This is a genomic window from Mesorhizobium sp. B2-3-13 (assembly GCF_006442195.1).
Lineage (GTDB): Bacteria > Pseudomonadota > Alphaproteobacteria > Rhizobiales > Rhizobiaceae > Mesorhizobium > Mesorhizobium salmacidum.
On sequence record NZ_VFVQ01000011.1, the window covers coordinates 15,382 to 32,198 of the forward strand.

Annotated in this window: 13 protein-coding genes; 4 read left to right on the plus strand and 9 right to left on the minus strand. The window is 60.3% G+C overall.

Annotated elements, in window-relative coordinates; genetic code table 11:
* Positions 1 to 74: 74 nt before the first annotated feature.
* Positions 75 to 1,982, plus strand: coding sequence for a propionyl-CoA synthetase (locus FJ941_RS14815; protein ID WP_140506614.1), 1,908 nt, complete (start codon positions 75 to 77; stop codon positions 1,980 to 1,982).
* Between the two features lie 127 nt (positions 1,983 to 2,109).
* Here the strand turns inward: FJ941_RS14815 and FJ941_RS14820 are convergent, their stop codons facing one another.
* The 9 genes from FJ941_RS14820 to FJ941_RS14860 all read right to left on the minus strand — a co-directional run bounded on the left by FJ941_RS14820 (position 2,110) and on the right by FJ941_RS14860 (position 12,921).
* Positions 2,110 to 4,491 carry a polysaccharide biosynthesis tyrosine autokinase gene (locus FJ941_RS14820; protein ID WP_140506616.1) on the minus strand — a complete coding sequence of 794 codons (2,382 nt, stop codon included), beginning with the start codon at positions 4,489 to 4,491 and terminating at the stop codon, positions 2,110 to 2,112.
* A 148-nt stretch (positions 4,492 to 4,639) separates the two neighbouring features.
* Positions 4,640 to 5,536, minus strand: coding sequence for a UTP--glucose-1-phosphate uridylyltransferase (locus FJ941_RS14825; protein WP_140506618.1), 897 nt, complete (start codon positions 5,534 to 5,536; stop codon positions 4,640 to 4,642).
* Between the two features lie 74 nt (positions 5,537 to 5,610).
* Positions 5,611 to 6,579 carry a glycosyltransferase family 2 protein gene (locus FJ941_RS14830; protein WP_140506620.1) on the minus strand — a complete coding sequence of 323 codons (969 nt, stop codon included), beginning with the start codon at positions 6,577 to 6,579 and terminating at the stop codon, positions 5,611 to 5,613.
* Complete coding sequence (locus tag FJ941_RS14835; RefSeq protein ID WP_140506622.1) at positions 6,569 to 7,519, minus strand: glycosyltransferase family 2 protein; 951 nt, start codon at positions 7,517 to 7,519, stop codon at positions 6,569 to 6,571. Before FJ941_RS14835 ends, FJ941_RS14830 begins: the two co-directional genes overlap by 11 nt.
* Positions 7,519 to 8,508 carry a glycosyltransferase family 2 protein gene (locus tag FJ941_RS14840; protein ID WP_140506624.1) on the minus strand — a complete coding sequence of 330 codons (990 nt, stop codon included), beginning with the start codon at positions 8,506 to 8,508 and terminating at the stop codon, positions 7,519 to 7,521. The genes FJ941_RS14835 and FJ941_RS14840 overlap by 1 nt, the downstream gene beginning before the upstream one ends.
* Positions 8,509 to 8,523: 15 nt before the next feature.
* Positions 8,524 to 9,696 (minus strand): glycosyltransferase family 4 protein, encoded by a 1,173-nt coding sequence (locus FJ941_RS14845; protein WP_140506625.1) that lies wholly within the window; start codon positions 9,694 to 9,696, stop codon positions 8,524 to 8,526.
* 303 nt (positions 9,697 to 9,999) lie between these two features.
* Complete coding sequence (locus FJ941_RS14850; protein WP_140506627.1) at positions 10,000 to 10,923, minus strand: glycosyltransferase family 8 protein; 924 nt, start codon at positions 10,921 to 10,923, stop codon at positions 10,000 to 10,002.
* Between the two features lie 85 nt (positions 10,924 to 11,008).
* Positions 11,009 to 11,863, minus strand: a complete 855-nt coding sequence (locus FJ941_RS14855) for a glycosyltransferase family 2 protein (protein ID WP_140506629.1) — start codon at positions 11,861 to 11,863, stop codon at positions 11,009 to 11,011.
* Positions 11,860 to 12,921, minus strand: coding sequence for a polysaccharide pyruvyl transferase family protein (locus tag FJ941_RS14860; protein ID WP_140506631.1), 1,062 nt, complete (start codon positions 12,919 to 12,921; stop codon positions 11,860 to 11,862). The genes FJ941_RS14855 and FJ941_RS14860 overlap by 4 nt, the downstream gene beginning before the upstream one ends.
* A gap of 208 nt (positions 12,922 to 13,129) precedes the next feature.
* Here FJ941_RS14860 and FJ941_RS14865 point away from each other — a divergent pair, with 208 nt between their 5' ends.
* Genes FJ941_RS14865 through FJ941_RS14875 form a run of 3 tightly spaced genes read left to right on the plus strand, consistent with a single transcriptional unit; the run spans position 13,130 to position 16,789 of the window.
* Positions 13,130 to 14,635: a lipopolysaccharide biosynthesis protein gene (locus tag FJ941_RS14865; RefSeq protein ID WP_140506633.1), complete on the plus strand. Its 1,506-nt coding sequence runs from the start codon at positions 13,130 to 13,132 to the stop codon at positions 14,633 to 14,635.
* Complete coding sequence (locus FJ941_RS14870; RefSeq protein ID WP_140506634.1) at positions 14,632 to 15,606, plus strand: glycosyltransferase; 975 nt, start codon at positions 14,632 to 14,634, stop codon at positions 15,604 to 15,606. The genes FJ941_RS14865 and FJ941_RS14870 overlap by 4 nt, the downstream gene beginning before the upstream one ends.
* A gap of 34 nt (positions 15,607 to 15,640) precedes the next feature.
* Complete coding sequence (locus FJ941_RS14875; protein ID WP_181169812.1) at positions 15,641 to 16,789, plus strand: acyltransferase; 1,149 nt, start codon at positions 15,641 to 15,643, stop codon at positions 16,787 to 16,789.
* The last annotated feature ends 28 nt before the right edge of the window (positions 16,790 to 16,817 follow it).

Here is a 16,817-nt window from a genome sequence, read left to right on the forward strand (position 1 = left end):
GCAGGGAGACATCGCCCGAAGAAACAACATAGGCTATTGCCGAGGACCGCAAATCGTTCCTGGGGAGGTTACGGATGGCTTCACGCTATCACGAGGTCTATGACGGCTGGAAACGCGACCCGGAAAAATTCTGGGCGAAGGCGGCCGAGGCCATCGACTGGTATTCGCCTTGGGACAAGGTGTTCGATACGGCCGCCGGCGTCTATGGCCGCTGGTTCACCGGCGCGACCTGCAACACCTGCTACAACGCCCTTGACCGGCATGTCGCCGGCGGGCGGGCCGACCAGATCGCACTGATCCATGACAGCGCCATCACCGGAACGGTGAAGAAGTTCACCTATGCCGAGTTGAAACGCGAAGTGGTGGCGCTGACCTCGGTGCTCAAGAACCGCGGCGTCGGCAAAGGCGACCGCGTCATCATCTACATGCCGATGGTGGCGGAAGCGGCCATCGCCATGCTCGCCTGCGCCCGCATCGGCGCCGTGCATTCGGTCGTGTTCGGCGGCTTTGCCTCGCATGAGCTTGCCACCCGCATCGACGACGCAAAACCGAAACTGATCATCTCGGCCTCCTGCGGCCTGGAGCCGGGCCGGGTGGTCGCCTATAAGCCGCTGCTCGACAAGGCGATCGAGATGTCCCGCCACAAGCCGGACGCCTGCCTGATCCTGCAGCGCGACCAGTTGCGCTGCGATTTGAAGGACCATTTCGACATCGACTATGCCGATGCCGTCGCCCGCGAACGGGCGGCCGGCGCCAATGTCGACTGCGTGCCGGTGCTGGCGACCGACCCGCTCTACATCATCTACACGTCGGGCACGACCGGCCAGCCCAAGGGCATCGTGCGCGACAATGGCGGCCACATGGTCGCGCTGAAATGGACGATGGACAACGAGTTCGGCGTCAAGCCGGGAGAAGTGTTCTGGGCGGCGTCCGACGTGGGCTGGGTGGTCGGCCATTCATACATCGTCTACGGACCGCTGCTGCATGGCTGCACCAGCGTGATGTTCGAAGGCAAGCCGATCGGCACGCCCGATGCCGGCACCTACTGGCGGGTGATCTCGGAGCATGGCGTGGTCGCGTTGTTCACCGCGCCGACCGCCTTCCGCGCCATCAAGGGGCAGGACCCCAAGGGCGAGTTCGTGCCGAAATACGATCTGTCCAAATTCCGCACGCTGTTCCTCGCCGGCGAGCGCGCCGACCCCGAAACCATCAAATGGGCGGAACAGAAGCTCAACGTGCCGGTGGTCGATCATTGGTGGCAGACCGAGACCGGCTCGCCGATGACGATCAATCCCGCCGGGCTCGGCCTGCTGCCGGTGAAATACGGCTCGCCCGGTGTGCCCATGCCGGGTTACGACATCCGCGTGCTCGATGATGCCGGCCACGAGGTGCAGCGCGGCACGCTGGGCAATGTCGTGGTCAAGCTGCCGCTTCCGGCGGGCTGCCTGCCGACGCTGTGGAATGCCGATGCCCGCTTCCGCCAGGCCTATCTCGATGAGTTCCCCGGCTTCTACAAGACGGCCGATGCCGGCATGATCGACGAGGACGGCTATCTCTACGTGATGGCCCGCACCGACGACATCATCAACGTCGCCGGGCATCGGCTGTCGACCGGCGCGATGGAAGAAGTGCTGGCCGCCCATCCCGACGTCGCCGAATGCGCCGTCGTCGGCATCGCCGATGCGATGAAGGGCCAAATTCCGCTGGGCTTCGTTGTGCTGAACGCCGGTGTCGCGCGCGAAGGCGGCGCCATCGAGAAGGAGGTCGTCGCGCTGGTGCGCGAGCGTATCGGCCCGGTCGCCGCCTTCAAGACGGTGGTGACCATCAAGCGGCTGCCCAAGACGCGGTCCGGCAAGATCCTGCGCGGCACCATGCAGAAGATCGCCGACAAGGAAGCTTGGACGATGCCGGCGACCATCGACGACCCCGCCATCCTCGAGGAAATCACGGCGGCGCTGAAGGCGCGTGGCATCGGCGTGTAGGGAGCACTGCCGGCATCTGGGTGGCGCTACCGTTCCGCGATGTTGCGGCGCTGCGAACTTTTGTGACGGCCGCAGGGCGGGACGGCCGAAACTTTGCGCAATCTCGAAATGAGAGCGGCGGCCTATCTCAGGCCGCTGTCTTCGACCGCACTTCCGACTTGTCGAGATAGTAGCTCGAGTACTTGTCGAAGAATTTCTCCGACGCGCCGAACGATCCGTATTTGGCCAGCTTCTTCAGATCGACCTTGTTCAGCACCGCGCCGACGATCTTGTTGGCGACATAGGGCTCGGATTCCAGCATGGAGCGCACCATGGCGCGCGGCGTGCGGCCCCATTCGGCGACCAGAACGAAGCCGTCGACGAGCGGCGCGAAGGCCTTGGCGTCGACCACCGGCCCCAGCGGCGGCAGATCGACGACGATGTATTCGAACGTCTCCTTGGCGTTCTCGATGAAGCGCCGCATACCGGCCGAGGAGAGAAGCTCACTGGTGTGCGAGAAATGCCCACGCGACACCGCCGGAATGATCGCCAGCTTGGTCTGCCTGTCGATCTTGCCTACGGACTGCCAGGTTTGACCGCTCACCACGGCTTCCATCAACCCTTGCTCGGCTTCCATGCCGAGGCTGCGGCTGAGGCCCGGATTGCGCAGGTCGCCGTCGATGAGCAGCGTCCTGGCGCCGTTGGCGGCGAGCAGACCGGCGAGATTGGCCGCGACCGTCGACTTGCCTTCGCCGGGCAGGACCGAGACCACGCCGATGACGCGGCTGGCTTGCCCTTCCATGACGACATCGAAAGCGATCTTGGCGCTGCGCAGCGTTTCGGAGAACATCGACGCCGGAGCGTCGATGCTTACCCGCATTCGCGCGCGCCTTTCAATGGCGGCCGGCGATCTGGCGACCTTGAGATCGGGCTCGTCCGGTTTGTCTTCCTTCGTCGGTTTGCTGCCGATGGTGGGCAGGTAACCGAGGAATTTGAGGCCAACGCGGTCGCGCACCTCGTCGCCGGTCCTGAAGAACCGCTCGTTGAACTCGTTGAGCCCGCCGAAGCCGGCGCCCATCAGAACGCCGAGCACCAGCGAAAGGCCGAGCACGATGACGGTGCGCGGGCTCGAGGCGGCAAGCGGCGTCGACGCATCCGAGATGATGCGGATCTTGCCGACCGGGAAGGATTGCTGCTGCGCGGCTTCCTCGTAGCGGCCGAGGAACGTCTGGTAGAGTGTGGTCAGCGCCGTCGCCTTCTGGTCGAGCTCGCGCAGTTTCACCTGCGACTGATTGTCGATGGAGCTCTTGCCTTGCGCGGCGGCGACATTGGCCCTGAGCGCGGTCTCGCGCGCCAGCGCCACCTCATATTCGTTGCGATAGTTTTGGGTCAGTTGCTTCAGTTCGCCGAAGATCTGCGCCGATATGTCGGCCTTCTCCTTGGCGAGCGCCACCGCCTGCGGATGCTGCGGGCCGAAATTCGCCTCCACATCCTGCTGCCGCTTGGCGACGGTGAGATAGCGCGTCTTCAGCGCCGCGATGACTGCGCTGCTTGGCTGGTCGCTGGATATGGCGGCGTCCTTGAAAGCGTTGTCCGAACCGCTGTCGACGATCGACTTGTATTGCTGGTAGCGGGCGCTGGCACGTGCCGTGTCGGCCTGCGCCACGATGAGCTGGGCGTTCAGGTCGGCGAGCTGCTTGTCGCTCATCAGCTGGCCGTCGCTGTTGGCGGACAGGCCGTGTTCGGCCCTGAATTTCTCGACCGCCAGCGATGCCTGCTGCGAGCTCTCGCGCAGTTCGGTCAGCCGGCCCTGCAGCCAGACCGCCGCGCGCTCGGTGGCGTCGAAGCTGGCATCGAGCTGATCGGCGAGATAGGCGTCGGCATAGGCCTTGGTGATGGCTTTCGCCAAACCCGGATCCGTCGCTTGATAGCCAAGCGCGATGACGTAGCTTCGCCCGACGCGATCGGCCCGGATCTCGTTCTGCAGCTTGAGGATGGCATAGTCGCGTCGCGACGTGGCGATCAGCGCATCGCGCGCGGCGGGGTCGAGCTTGGAGATATCGCCGACGCCCGGCGTGGCCTGGCTCGGATGGACATACTGGATCAGACCGCGGATCATCCCGACGCCCTGGGCAAGCGCCGACTGGGGCGGGTTCATGAACGCGTCGTTCTGGTCGAGCTTGAGCTTGTCGACGACCACGGCGGCGAGCCGGGTCGAGGTCAGGATCTCGATCTGGCTCAGGATGGCCGAATCGGTCTGCATGGTTGTCGATGCCGCCGAGATGTCGTCGACGATCTTGTTCAGGCCCTCATCGATCAGCACGCTGGAGACCGACACAAATTTTGGCGGCGTCGTCTGCAGATAGAGCAAGCCCAGGAAAAGACCGATGATGGCGCACACGCCAACCACCTTGGCCTGCCGTGCGGCCATGCCAAGCAGCCGCTCGATATCGATGAAGTCGTCGCCGTCTCCTGCGTCCGAATTCGGCAATGGCATCCTCTTGTCGAGAGGAAAATTGGCATAATTCATCTTCGGTCCAATTCTGGCTTGTCTCGCTCGCGGGCCCCAGAAAGATCGGGAGCATTGGCGGACGCGACACACGCTTGGTGCCGGACAGCGAGGAGCCGACCGGCCCCTCCGCCGTCAGCCATCCGACAATGCTCCCGAAAGATGGGCATTATGCGGCTTCTTCCTGGCGTTCATGCGTCCGGACGAACTCCCGGAGCATCTCGAAAACCGGGCCCTTCATGTCGTCGCGCGCCAGCGCGAAGGCGATATTGGCCTGGATGAACCCCTCCTTGGAACCGCAGTCGAACATGCGGCCCTTGAAAGGCTGGGCAAAGAATGGCTGCTCCTGCGACAGGCGGACCATGGCGTCGGTCAGCTGGATCTCATTGCCGGCGCCGCGTTGCTGGTTGCCCAGAAGCTGGAAGATCTCGGGCTGCAGGATATAGCGGCCGTTGATGTAGAAGTTCGACGGCGCGTTGGCCGGCGCCGGCTTTTCGACCATGGCCGTCACCTCGAAGCCGCCGCCAATGTCGGCGCCACGGCCGACGATGCCATATTTGTTGGTCTCGGTCGGATCGCAGCGCTCAACGGCGATGACGTTGCCGCCGGTCTCGGCATAGAGGTCGGTGATCTCGGCCAGGCATCCGCGCCCTCCGAAGGAGACCATGTCAGGCAAAAGCAGGGCGAAAGGCTCGTTGCCGATGACCTCGCGCGCGCACCAGACGGCATGTCCGAGGCCTTGCGGCGATTGCTGGCGGATAAAGGAGGTGGCGCCGGCCACCGGAAGCAGGCTTTCCAGCGACTGCAATTGCGCCTTCTTGCCGGTCTGCTCCAGGGTTCCGATCAATTCCGGATGGAGGTCGAAATAGTCCTCGATGACCGCCTTGTTGCGGCCCGTCACGAACACGATGTGTTCGATGCCGGCCTCGAAGGCCTCGTCCACCGCGTATTGCACGACGGGCTTGTCGACTACGGGAAGCATTTCCTTCGGCATCGACTTGGTCGCCGGCAGGAACCTTGTTCCAAGCCCCGCCACCGGTATCACGGCCTTCCTGATTTTCTTCATCGCAAATTCCTTCTGAGGAGATCGACTTCAGTCCATTCACAGGCCACGAGAAATCCCTTCATGTGCCTGCATCTTCACCTCCCCACCCCAACGGCAAACTGTGCCGCTACTCTTCGCAACCGCACGGCGATCGGCATGCCCATATGCCCGACCGCCGCCGGGTCGCTGAGCGCAGTCCGTATCGCCTTGAGCGGGGACCGCGCCTTGATGTGCTGAACCATCGCCAGGAACGAGGCTGCCTTGCGCAGGCTGCGGCCGCGCCGGGCGAACGCTGCCTGCGCAGCCTCATCCATCTGGTGGGTTTGAGCGAATACCGCATCTGCTTTGCGCATCGCTTCGACGTGATGAAGCTCGAGCACACGGGAGATGGAGCCGCTACGAATATGATAGGCATAGCCGATAGTAGGCTCGACCACGCATCTGCCGCCCTTGGCGAGAGCGTCGGCAAACAGGATGTAGTCCTCGCCGATCCTCAGTTTCTCGTCATAGCGCAGCTGGTTCTCGTCGAGGAAACTGCGCAGGAAGATCGGCTTGAGGTAGCCGAAATTGAATTTCGATTCGAACACGACGTTGCCGGCGATGTAGGTGGCGAGCGTTATCTCGCGCAGACCTTCCAGATACTGGCGCGGGAACATCGCGTCCTCGACCACACCGTCCTCACGGACGACCTGGAGATTGTCGACGGCGATCTCGGCGTCCGCCTTTTCGGCGCGGCCTATCATGGCGGCGATGCGGCCGGGAAAGACGGCGTCGTCGGAATCGAGAACCGCGATCCACCTGCCGCGCGCGGCGTCGAGCCCGGCATTCCTGGCCCCACCGGGGCCTTTGTTCTTTTCGAGCGCCACGACGCGCACGATGTGCTCGGGGTAGGCCCGCGCCACATCGAGTGTGCCGTCACGCGATTTGTCGTCGACGACGATGATTTCAAGGCTGACACCCTTCTGGGCGATGGCGCTGGCGATCGCCCGATCAAGGGTTGCCTCGGCATTGTAGGCGGCAATCACAAAAGAAACGTCGGGGACGAAGGCACCATCAGGCTGCATGCTTGCCCCCTTCCTCTGGTGAAGGCTGGCCGTAGAGGCGCAGTTCGCGGACACCGACAAGGCCGCTGACGACGCCGACATGCATGATGCCGCGCAGTACGCTGCGGTTCCTGCGCATCGGGCTGGCGGCAACCGGAAGTGCGGCGGCAAAGCAATAAGCGGCCTTTGCCGCGGCAAGGCCGGCCTGCTTCACCCGAGCGATGCCGCTGGCATTGCGGCCCAGGAGATGGCCGTGCGTCTGACCGACCCGGAAACGACGGCGGCTGAGCCAGTCGAACGCGGCTCTGGCCCTCGGCACCGCCTCGTCCACCCATGCTTCCGGGGCAAAGGCGATCTGGCCGCCTGCCTTGTGCATCTGGTCGAAGAATTCGGTGTCCTCACCGCCGGTCTGGCCGCGCGCCAGGCTGAAGCGGCGGTCGCGCAGGCTGTCCGATCCCATGCGCAGCAGGACGTTGCAGGTGTACCCGGTGCGGATTTCGCCCCGCACGCGAACCGGCAAGGTGGAATGGAAATCGCCGCGGCGCATCCAGTCCGGCGCATCCGGGCGATAGAGCGCGCGCACCGGGCCGAGAACCGCGGCGGCGCCGCTCTGTTCAGCCATTGTCACCAGTTCGGCGAGCCAGTGGGCGGTGGCGGTCTCATCGTCGTCGATGAAGGCCAGGAAATCCGCCTTGCTGGCGTCGAGGCAAGCGTTACGGGCAATCGAGATGTTACGCGCCGGGCAATGCCGGTAGCGGACCGGCAGCTTCAATTCCTGCGACAGCGCCGTCACCAACGCCCTGGCGCTTGGCGTGTCGTCATTGTCGGCGACGATGACGCCGACCTCGAAGCCGTCAGGCATGGCAAGCGCGGCGAGCGAGCGCAGCGTGTCGGCCAGTTCCGGCCGCCGGAACGTGCACACGCCGATGTCGATGCTGCGGTTCCTGGCCCCAGCCACCATTATGCCGCCCTCCGCCACGCGCCGAGGCCGAGAAGCTGCAGCCAGAAGCCGACGGACCAGCCGAAATGCATGACCATCGCCGAGACGCCGGCAAGCGCGATATCGGCATTGCGCTGACTGATGGCCGTCACCAGGCCGTAGCCCAGGCACACCGCCACCCACAGCAACAGCGGCAGCGCCGCAATCCAGTGCACGAAGGAGAAGGCCGCCAACAGAACCACCGGGAAGACCGCCAACGGCACCATCTGCCGAACCTTCGGGATCACCCGGTGCTTCAGCACATTCTTGGCCCGGCCACGGCCATAGCCGAGGTACTGGAAATAGAGGCCGCGCAGCGAAGTACGCGGATAGTAGACCATCTGCGTCCTGCCGCTCATCCAGATCTTGTAGCCGGCCTGCCTCAGCCGATAGTCGAGTTCCGCATCCTCGTTGTGGCTGAACGTCTCGTCATAGCCGCCGACGGCCTGGAAGGCCGATATCCGCATCAGCGCGTGATGGCCGTGGTCGACCCACTCGCCGGCGGAGAGGTGGCGATGCTTGGAGCCGCCGGTGCCGAGCTTGGAGTTCTGCGCCGCCGCCGCCGCCTTCTGCACGGTGCCGCTGCCGCTGGTCAGCATCGAAACCACCACCGAATCGGCGCCGGTGGCCTGCGCCTCCTCGATCAGCCGGTCGCAATAGTCGTCGGGATAACCGCCATGGGCATCGATGCGGATCAGATATTGCGCGCCCTCGCCGAATTTGGACACCGCCAGGTTGATCGCGGCACTCTGGATGCGCCTTTCATTGTGAAGCAGGATGATGCACGGATCGTTCTTCTGGCGCTCGCCGACAATTGCCAGCGTACCGTCGGTGCTGCCGCCATCGGCAACAAGGATCCGCGCGCCAAGCCGTTCCGCCGCCGGGCAGAGCTGGTCGAGCAGCGCACCGATATGAGTTGCCTCGTTGAGGCACGGGATCACGATCAGGCTGGCGGCAGGCGCTTGCGTCATCGGGCGATGTTTCTCCTAGGCCAAAACTTCGGTTGTGAAAGGCTCGCGCCCGATGGTCAGTCGGCGAAGTTTCTCGACCAGGGCGCTGCAGTCGCCGCGATCGTAGCTCCACATCCTCGGATTGTGGGCCAGCACGCGCGCCTTGAGCCTGCCGAAGCGGTGTTGTTCCATCCTGCCAAGTGCTGTTTCCAGCGCCTCGGGCGTGGCCTGCGGCAACAAAACGCCGATATCGCGATGCCGCAGGAACCGTCCGGTCTCGGTGTTGTCCATCGAGATCGGCACCGCGCCGAAGCGGCAGCCTTCATAAAGGCGGTTGGGCAGCAGCCATTCGGAGTTCTGTCCCTCCTCGAAGAAATCGATCGCCCAGGAGAAATGGACGTCCTGATAGATCGCCGCCATGTCCTCCGGGTTGCGATACGGCCCGCGAAACGACAGGTAAGGTTCGGCATCGACGAAGGCATGGAAATCCCGGAATTCGGAAAGTGCCGGGCGGCCGCGCAGTACGATCTCGAACCGGCCCTCCATACGGCGCGTGAAGCCGGCCAGCAGTTCGAGCGAGCGGCGGCACCGAAGCGCCCCGAACCAGCCGATACGCCATGGCGGCGCGCCAGGTGCTTCCACCGCCTCGCGTTCGCCAGGCAGAACAGCCGCTGCCTCGAAATACTTGTTCTCGACCAGTTCCACCGGTGCCGCGACCTGGCGGAAGGGTTTGAAATAATTGGCGATGAAGGCGGGCGAACTGGTTACCAGCAGCTTCACGTCCCGCGCCAGATGGCGCTCGGTGGCGCGCAGCGCCTTGCCCAGGAAATCGTCGCGGAGCACCAGGCGATGAATGTCGAGGCATTCATAGACGATCGGGACCGCGGCGCCGAAAGCCGACCTTGCCCGGCGCGCCAACGCCAGCATTTCCAGGTTGCGCGCGATGATGATGTCGGGCTTCGGCATGCCCTTGAGCTTCGAACCTATCGAAACTGCTGTTTTCGCCACGGCCGCCAGACGCTGCGCGAATCGGCCGTCACGCGTCGCGCCAAGGTCGACCGGCCGCAATCCTTCGATATCGGCAACCGGGGTGGCGGTACGGCGGAAGCCAGCCAGGATGACCTGGGCGCCACCTGTCCGGAGCATCGTGATCCGCCGGCGAACCGCCGGATCGGAAACATCGTGTACAAGGTACAAGACATGCAGCATGAAAACTCGACCGCTGTTTGACCCACCCGAGGCGAGCCTAGTACAGCTCTTGCTGCATCGCAACATTTTTGCTGCGGCGTAGCAAAAATCGACCCGGTGCGTTGATCAAGGCGAATGCCAAGCAGTCAGGAGAACCACACGCTTCGGATGGATTTGTCACTTCATTTCAAAGGCTTGCTGGCTCGGGAAGCTTCCCTTGGGGAGTCAGGCCGCGGAAGACCATCGACTGGCGATAAATTTGTCCACGATGCATATTGCGCTGCAGCATAAAATGCGTGGATCGAGACGAAGCAGGATGGCGCCCTAGGTATTGGCCGAGCCCCGAGCCAAATTCGGTTTCTTGAATAGGTACTTAAGCCACATTTTGATGATGTCTCGATACCTGATGTTCTCTTTTCGCATGACCTCCCCGGCGAATCCCGACCGGAGCAGGTGCTTCCAATAAAGCCACGCAAACGGGTGCCACTCTCCAGCCTTCCACGGCTTAACGCTCTCCGTAAAGTGGATGATTTTCGGCACGGTATGCCTATCTCTCGACATCACGCGCCATGCGGCTAGATCATCGTACATAAACTCTCTCTGGAAATTCCACGTCGCATCCACCTGCTTCCACTTACCCCACAACATAACATTCAGGGCGTCCTGATCGGCATATTCAAACTTGGATGGATGCTCCAGCAACAGATTCAATGCACCTCCCAGAATTCCATCAATACGAGCGCGCTGCATGTCAAGTACCATCATCCCCGCGTTAAAATATTGACCGGGAAGGGTCAAATTATACTTCTGCGCGAACGCTTCGGTATTTATACCAGGATCAGGAACAGCCGCACAAACACAGTGACCCAAATCACATTGCCAAAGCTCTTTCAGACTGCCCGTCACAACCATATCGATATCCAAGTATATGAGACGAGATATCGATTCATCCAGAACCTCGTCCATGATAAGACGCAAATAGGTAGCGCGGCTTATTTGCAGAAGAGGAGGCAATGTCAAAGCATCGTGACCAACAATTGAATACCAGCGAACCTCCATCCCTCTCAATTCGGCCGATATTAATTTTTGCAAATCTTCACTTATAGCATCGTGTATAATATGCACATTGAAGGTGTCATCATGACCAGAATTTGATTGGACTGATTTCAATAGTGTAACTAGATGCGGTACATAGTTTGTATCTGACACGCATACTATGTTGATATTTTCATCAACAGAATTTCTCATCACCGTTCCTTAAACAAAAAAAGCCGTTCTGATCTCTCGAACGCCAAAAATGCCAGCCACCACGACCCGGGAGATGCTCCACGGCTCAAAAATATCGCGACTTTGCACTTGGTTGCTTGAAATTTGCTTTAGTCATAGCCCAGGCAAAGCCGAAATGCACTCGAGCTTTTTCTGGTCGGCGGCGCAAAGTGGCGAGAATACCTCGCAGAAGCCGAGCGATGATCCTGTCCGGCAAAAGTAGCCGCCGATTGACGAAGTATCCAATTGCCAATTCCTCCCGCAGAAGCTTGGTCTCGCTCCATGTCTCGGCGTTGTGGTTGGGATTGCTGTAGCTGACATCCCTGGTGTCGATGCGCAACATCGCGTGACGGCGGGATGCCAAATAGTACTTGGTCCATTCCTGGTCCTCGGCCGAAAAGACCTCCTCCCGGAAGGGACGCTCTCGCAGCAGTCGAGTAGGGATCATGGCCATGGTATTGGACAGGCCATTTCTGCCGTTGAAGTTGTGATTGGTCATAACGGTATGGCACTCGTGTGGGGCATCCTGTGCTGGTGGATGCCTCCAGTAGACAATCTCCATGCCCCCACTAAGACCAGCGTCCCATCCTTTCGCTATCAGGTCAGGCGCCCGAATGAGCATGTGGCTGCTGATGATGAGCGTGAGAGGCTGGTCGTTGACTGCGACACCGAGATTGATCGCTTTCGAAAAATTGAAGTCCTCGGAAGGATATGTCACGATATCCGCACCAAGCTCTTCAAACGCGCTGGATACGGCCGGATCGCGCGATGAATCCACGATGATCAACCGTTTCGGAGGCACGCTTTGTCTTCGCAGCGCTTCTATCACTTCGATCAGGAGCGGCGTGCATTGATATGCGCGGATCACCGCCGCGTAATGCGGCGAAGAGCTGCAATCCGGCATTCCAATGACCTGGCTCATTTCGGCGGCATCACGGCTTGGACAGCATGGACCATGTCGGAGGGACCATCAGCTAGCCGGCAGATGGGCGCCGCATGTGTCCAGGTGTCGTAAAAAGCAGCAGCTTTGGCATCGAAGGATCTGAAAACGACGTTCGGGATTCCGAGAAGCGTGCTCAGAATATGAGCATGCAACCGATCGGTGACCACAATACGCCCGCGACTCAACAGGTCGATACCCACCCTCAGCCGGGTCTCCGCGTAGCGTCGGCGTGCGATAAGCGCCAAGGGCGCCAGCAGCGGATAGGCGGCAGGAAACTTACGCGTGAATTTGGAGAACAATATGTCCCCCAATCGAGCCGCGGTTCTGGGATCATCCAACCAGTCTCTCGCCTCCGCGGAAAGCCCCATCTGGTTCAGCTGCCTCTTGATTTCTTCATGCGGCGCCACCGCTTCCTTGTCAGTGCGCAACAGGCAGAACGCGTCCACATTTGCCGGCTTGCGGACGATCCGGTCCATGGCGAATGCCATGTCCGGACAGAGCACCACTTGGCAATCGAAATTCGCCCTGGCAAAGGCTTCACTTTTTGTGTCACGAGCCAGCAATGTGAAATCGGAATGCGCGGCGATGGCGTCACGCGTCTCCTGCAACACCGCCGGTGAGTCGAAATGGATGCTTTGAGACAGCTGGATGGTCGGTCGATTGGGAAAGCGTCGAAGGATTTTCAAACGAAACTCGTGGTGGTGAGGATATATATCCCCGAAATTGCCCCCGCCATGCATCAAGAGAACGGATGCGCGCTCGATGTGTCGGTCAGATGACGGGCTGTAGGTACTCCAGTCGTGGAATGCCACTTGGCTGCCGGGAAGCTCGCGTTTGAAAAAATCCAATTCGCCCAACAAGATCGCGCAGTCGCCGACGTTGGGATGCTCCGGTGGATCAATAAGGTGGATGCGCTCGCCGCGTCCGGCTATCAGCGGGAGCAAGACTTCTCTGATACGATGCCGCAAGGCAATTTGAAGATCTTCGGTCGTTCGGCTCCCTTGCGGGGGGTCTTCCAGCCATTTCTGGTGCGTCATCAGAAGTCGATCCTTTTGTGTGTCGCTCTTTCCATCTTGCCCCACCGACTGCGGTGCACAATAGCCATATCCGTTTTAATGCTGCACTGCGGCATAAATGCTTGCGCCCTGACCAGACGGGGAATAAAAACGATCGCATCGGACATTGATCGAATATCGATCGCGGGCGGGGATGTGTCGGTTCTGAGTGTACTGGAGGCGCCGGCGCGTGGATGGAATCAAGGGAAGACTGGCCAAGGGCGCGGCATGGATCACCGCGGCTCGGCTCATCACCAATCTCCTGGGCTTGGTAAGCACGCTTGTCCTAGCGCGGCTGCTCACTCCCGGCGATTTCGGAATTGTCGCCCTCGGCTGGACCGTGCTCGCGATCTTGAACTCAGTCACCGAAATTTCGATCGGCGCTGTGCTCATCCATCATCCAAATCCCACCAAGGAACATCTTGATACCGCCTGGACGCTAAGCGCGGTGCGTGCCGCGGCGGTCGCCGCGATGCTTATGGTCGTCGCGATGCCGGCCGAATCGGCGTTCGCGGAACCGCGCTTGCCGCCGGTGCTGGCGGCGTTGGCAATTTCGACACTGATAGGAGGGCTTGGCAGTCCGCGTCGAATCCTCCTCACGCGCGACCTGGTGTTCTGGCAGCAATTCCTGGTCGAAGTTTCCCAGAAGCTTGTCGGGCTCATCGTGTCGGCCGTGTTCGCGTTCATCTTCAAAAGCTACTGGGCGCTTGTTGCGGGAACGTTGGCATCGGATTTCACTGGCCTCGTCATTTCCTATATAGTCGCGCCCTTCAAGCCAAAGCCCGGCTTGCGGCACTGGCGCGAGATGTTCGGCTATTCCATCTGGCTGACTCTTGCACAGGCTATCAACACACTGAACTGGCGGTTCGACCATCTGTTGATCGGAGCCTTCCTCGGCAAGACCCCGCTTGGATATTATTCGGTGGGCGACAATCTCGCCGCCATGCCGACGCGCGAGGCGATCGCTCCTTTGACCTCGGTGCTGTTTCCTGCATTCGCCCATGTGAAGAACCGCGACGACGGCGGCCTGGAGAAGGTCTACCAGTCGTCGCAAGCGCTCGTCACGATGATCGCATTGCCCGTCGGTGTCGGAATGGCGCTGATCGCCGAACCATTGGTCCGGCTGACGATGACGGACAAGTGGCTTCCCGCCGTAATCGTGATCCAGGCGTTGTCTGCCGTGTTTGCCATTCAAACCCTGGGAAGCCTGGCGCAACCGCTGGCGATGGCAACGGGGGACACGCGATTGCTGTTCAAGCGTGACGTTCAGGCATTCATCCTGCGCGTCCCCTCGGTCATCGTGGGACTTTGGCTTGGTGGACTTGCCGGCGTGGCAATCGCGCGAGCGGTGGCGGGGGTCATCGGCATCTTTTTCAATCTTCAGGTCGTGCGGCAACTCACCGGCATTGGCTATCTTGCACAGGTGCGCCCCAATCTGCGAAGCCTGGCAAGTGCCGGAGTCATGATCGCGGCCGTGCTCGTCTCTCGGTCGGCGCTTCCATCCGGCGTCGAAATGTCCGAGATGATTTTGAACCTCGCGTCACAGATCGCCATTGGAGCGATCTCTTTTGCCGGAGCGCAATTGCTGCAGTGGAATTTGATGCGACGACCTGTAGGACCCGAAACTGAACTGATTGCCCTGGGCAAGCGGCTTTTGACGGGCAGGGGCGCACGCCTGCTTGGACGGTGGGCATGACAGGGAAAAGGCACGACACCGCGGTCGTCTTCGTGACCGACAACGGATATCTCGGTCCGTCACTCCTGGCGGCACTTCAGTTGACGGCGCAAGGCATCGACGCGTTGACCGACATCATGATCTACACGGTCGGTGTCGATCCAGCACTGATCGACACACTTCAGAACCGTGCAGGTCGGGCGATATCCTTCATCGCGCTGCCCGACACGTCCTATGTGCCACCGGATGGCGTGGCGTTTGCCAAGAACCACGTGCCAGTCACCGCTTTGGCGCGGCTCGTGATAGCCGACCATTTGCCGTCGCAGTATCGCAACATCGTTTACCTTGATGGCGATATCCAAATCGTTGGAGACATTGCGCCGCTCGTCCGGCATCGGGTCCGGGACGGTTGGATCGCGGCCGGCAGGGGTAGCGCCTGGCTCGATCCCGACGATAGATTGGGGCTTAATCCTAAAGGCTATTTCGATGTGTTGGCGGGAGCCACGCGTCAGAGCTACTTCAACTCCGGAGTGCTGGCATGCAACCGGGACACTTGGGCCATTTATGGTCCCAAAGCGCTAAACGCATTCTTCAGCAACGGCGACACATTCATTCGGCACGACCAGAGTGCGCTCAATGCCGTCTTTGAGCAAAATGTCGAACCGCTCTCGCCGGCCTATAATTTCCACAATGTCTACGCCAAGCTCAAATGCCACGGAATTCTCGCGCCAAAGATCATCCATTTCACCGGCCCCGCCAAACCCTGGAAGGCTGCCGTCCCGCCATGGGGATGGCGTTTCCACAAGTCTTATACCGATCTCATGGAGCGCTTTCCGGAGCTTGCGTCGGTCTTCAAAGTCGAACCTTACACGCCGCAGCCGACACCCGGCCTGCGTGCGAGGATTTCAACCCTTCGGGGCGCTCGCACTCGAATATCCCAGCGCCGGGCATTTCGTGCCTATGTCAAGCGGGACTTCTTCGCAGTTAGATGACCGCCGCTATGTCGATTAATTCAGGGCGCGAATATTGGCTCAAGACCGCTTCAATTCCCTGCATGCAATTCGTGGAATTGCCGCTATCGTCGTACTAACGAGCCACTTGGTGTTGGCAATTCCAGGTATCGATTTACTTGTGTGGGCAGACCCAAACGCGACACGCCATTTCACCTGGCGCTGGGAAAACGTAATTACCTATTCTCCGCTCCACATCTTCTGGAGTGGGCACGAAGCAGTACTGGTGTTTTTCATATTAAGCGGCTTTGTCTTGACGTTGGCTATTCTCAAGGCACGGGATTCTTTTGCCAATTATGCAGCAAAGAGAATAGTGCGAATTTGGATGCCCTTTGCCGTCGCATTGTTGCTGGCAATAATTGCATCAAAGGCTCTTTTCGTTCAACCCATCGGAGATGGATACAGCGAATGGCTCCAGCACATGCCACCTGGTGCGATTTCAATCAAGTCCGTCGTGGGTCATTTGTTAATGACAGGACTGACCCAACATATGACGCTATCGCCCATAATGTGGTCTCTCGTACACGAGATAAGAATATCCATCGCGATGCCATTCATAGTCTGGGGCGTTCTGAAATTTCCAAAGGCCATGGTAACTTTGTCGTTGGTCCTCTTGGTGCCCGGGGCGATCTGGCCCGAAGCATTTAGCCTTACCGCCAGCAGCGTAACGCAGTCTCTTCTGCAGACCTCCATTTATATCCCGATCTTTGTCGGCGGAGCTTTCCTGGCCGTCTATCGAGACACACTGAAAACAGCTATCGCCAAATATCCAACCGTTGTCGTTGCGTTGATGTGGGCCATGGGAATTCTTCTTTTGGAGGCTCGTTGGATCATCTATGACGGGTTACTTTTCAGCCACATCTCCTCCGGAGTTGGTGCTGGCCTCATAATTCTTATGGCGTTCGCTTCGCCCGGGAGCAGCCGTTTCCTCGATAAGCCGCCGCTGATATGGCTGGGGGATATATCTTACCCATTGTACCTCACTCATTTCACTGTGCTCATCGCTGTCGCGAAAATAGGTACGTTGATTGGTGCTCCTGCGTGGATCGTCCTGCCCATGGTTCTTGCAGTGTCGCTTTTGGTAGCCGACATTTTCCGAAGAATGGTCGATAGCCCTGTGCAAAATCTCAACAAGATGTTTTCGGCCAAGCCCCGAACCGCCTAAAGCGCGTCGCGTCGAAACGGATTCAGGC

Bases quoted from the DNA above. Each gene is read 5' to 3' on its own strand.
- FJ941_RS14815 (WP_140506614.1), top strand. From the start codon at position 75: ATGGCTTCACGCTATCACGAGGTCTATGACGGCTGGAAACGCGACCCG.
- FJ941_RS14820 (WP_140506616.1), bottom strand. From the start codon at position 4,491: ATGAATTATGCCAATTTTCCTCTCGACAAGAGGATGCCATTGCCGAAT.
- FJ941_RS14825 (WP_140506618.1), bottom strand. From the start codon at position 5,536: ATGAAGAAAATCAGGAAGGCCGTGATACCGGTGGCGGGGCTTGGAACA.
- FJ941_RS14830 (WP_140506620.1), bottom strand. From the start codon at position 6,579: ATGCAGCCTGATGGTGCCTTCGTCCCCGACGTTTCTTTTGTGATTGCC.
- FJ941_RS14835 (WP_140506622.1), bottom strand. From the start codon at position 7,519: ATGGTGGCTGGGGCCAGGAACCGCAGCATCGACATCGGCGTGTGCACG.
- FJ941_RS14840 (WP_140506624.1), bottom strand. From the start codon at position 8,508: ATGACGCAAGCGCCTGCCGCCAGCCTGATCGTGATCCCGTGCCTCAAC.
- FJ941_RS14845 (WP_140506625.1), bottom strand. From the start codon at position 9,696: ATGCTGCATGTCTTGTACCTTGTACACGATGTTTCCGATCCGGCGGTT.
- FJ941_RS14850 (WP_140506627.1), bottom strand. From the start codon at position 10,923: ATGAGAAATTCTGTTGATGAAAATATCAACATAGTATGCGTGTCAGAT.
- FJ941_RS14855 (WP_140506629.1), bottom strand. From the start codon at position 11,863: ATGAGCCAGGTCATTGGAATGCCGGATTGCAGCTCTTCGCCGCATTAC.
- FJ941_RS14860 (WP_140506631.1), bottom strand. From the start codon at position 12,921: ATGACGCACCAGAAATGGCTGGAAGACCCCCCGCAAGGGAGCCGAACG.
- FJ941_RS14870 (WP_140506634.1), top strand. From the start codon at position 14,632: ATGACAGGGAAAAGGCACGACACCGCGGTCGTCTTCGTGACCGACAAC.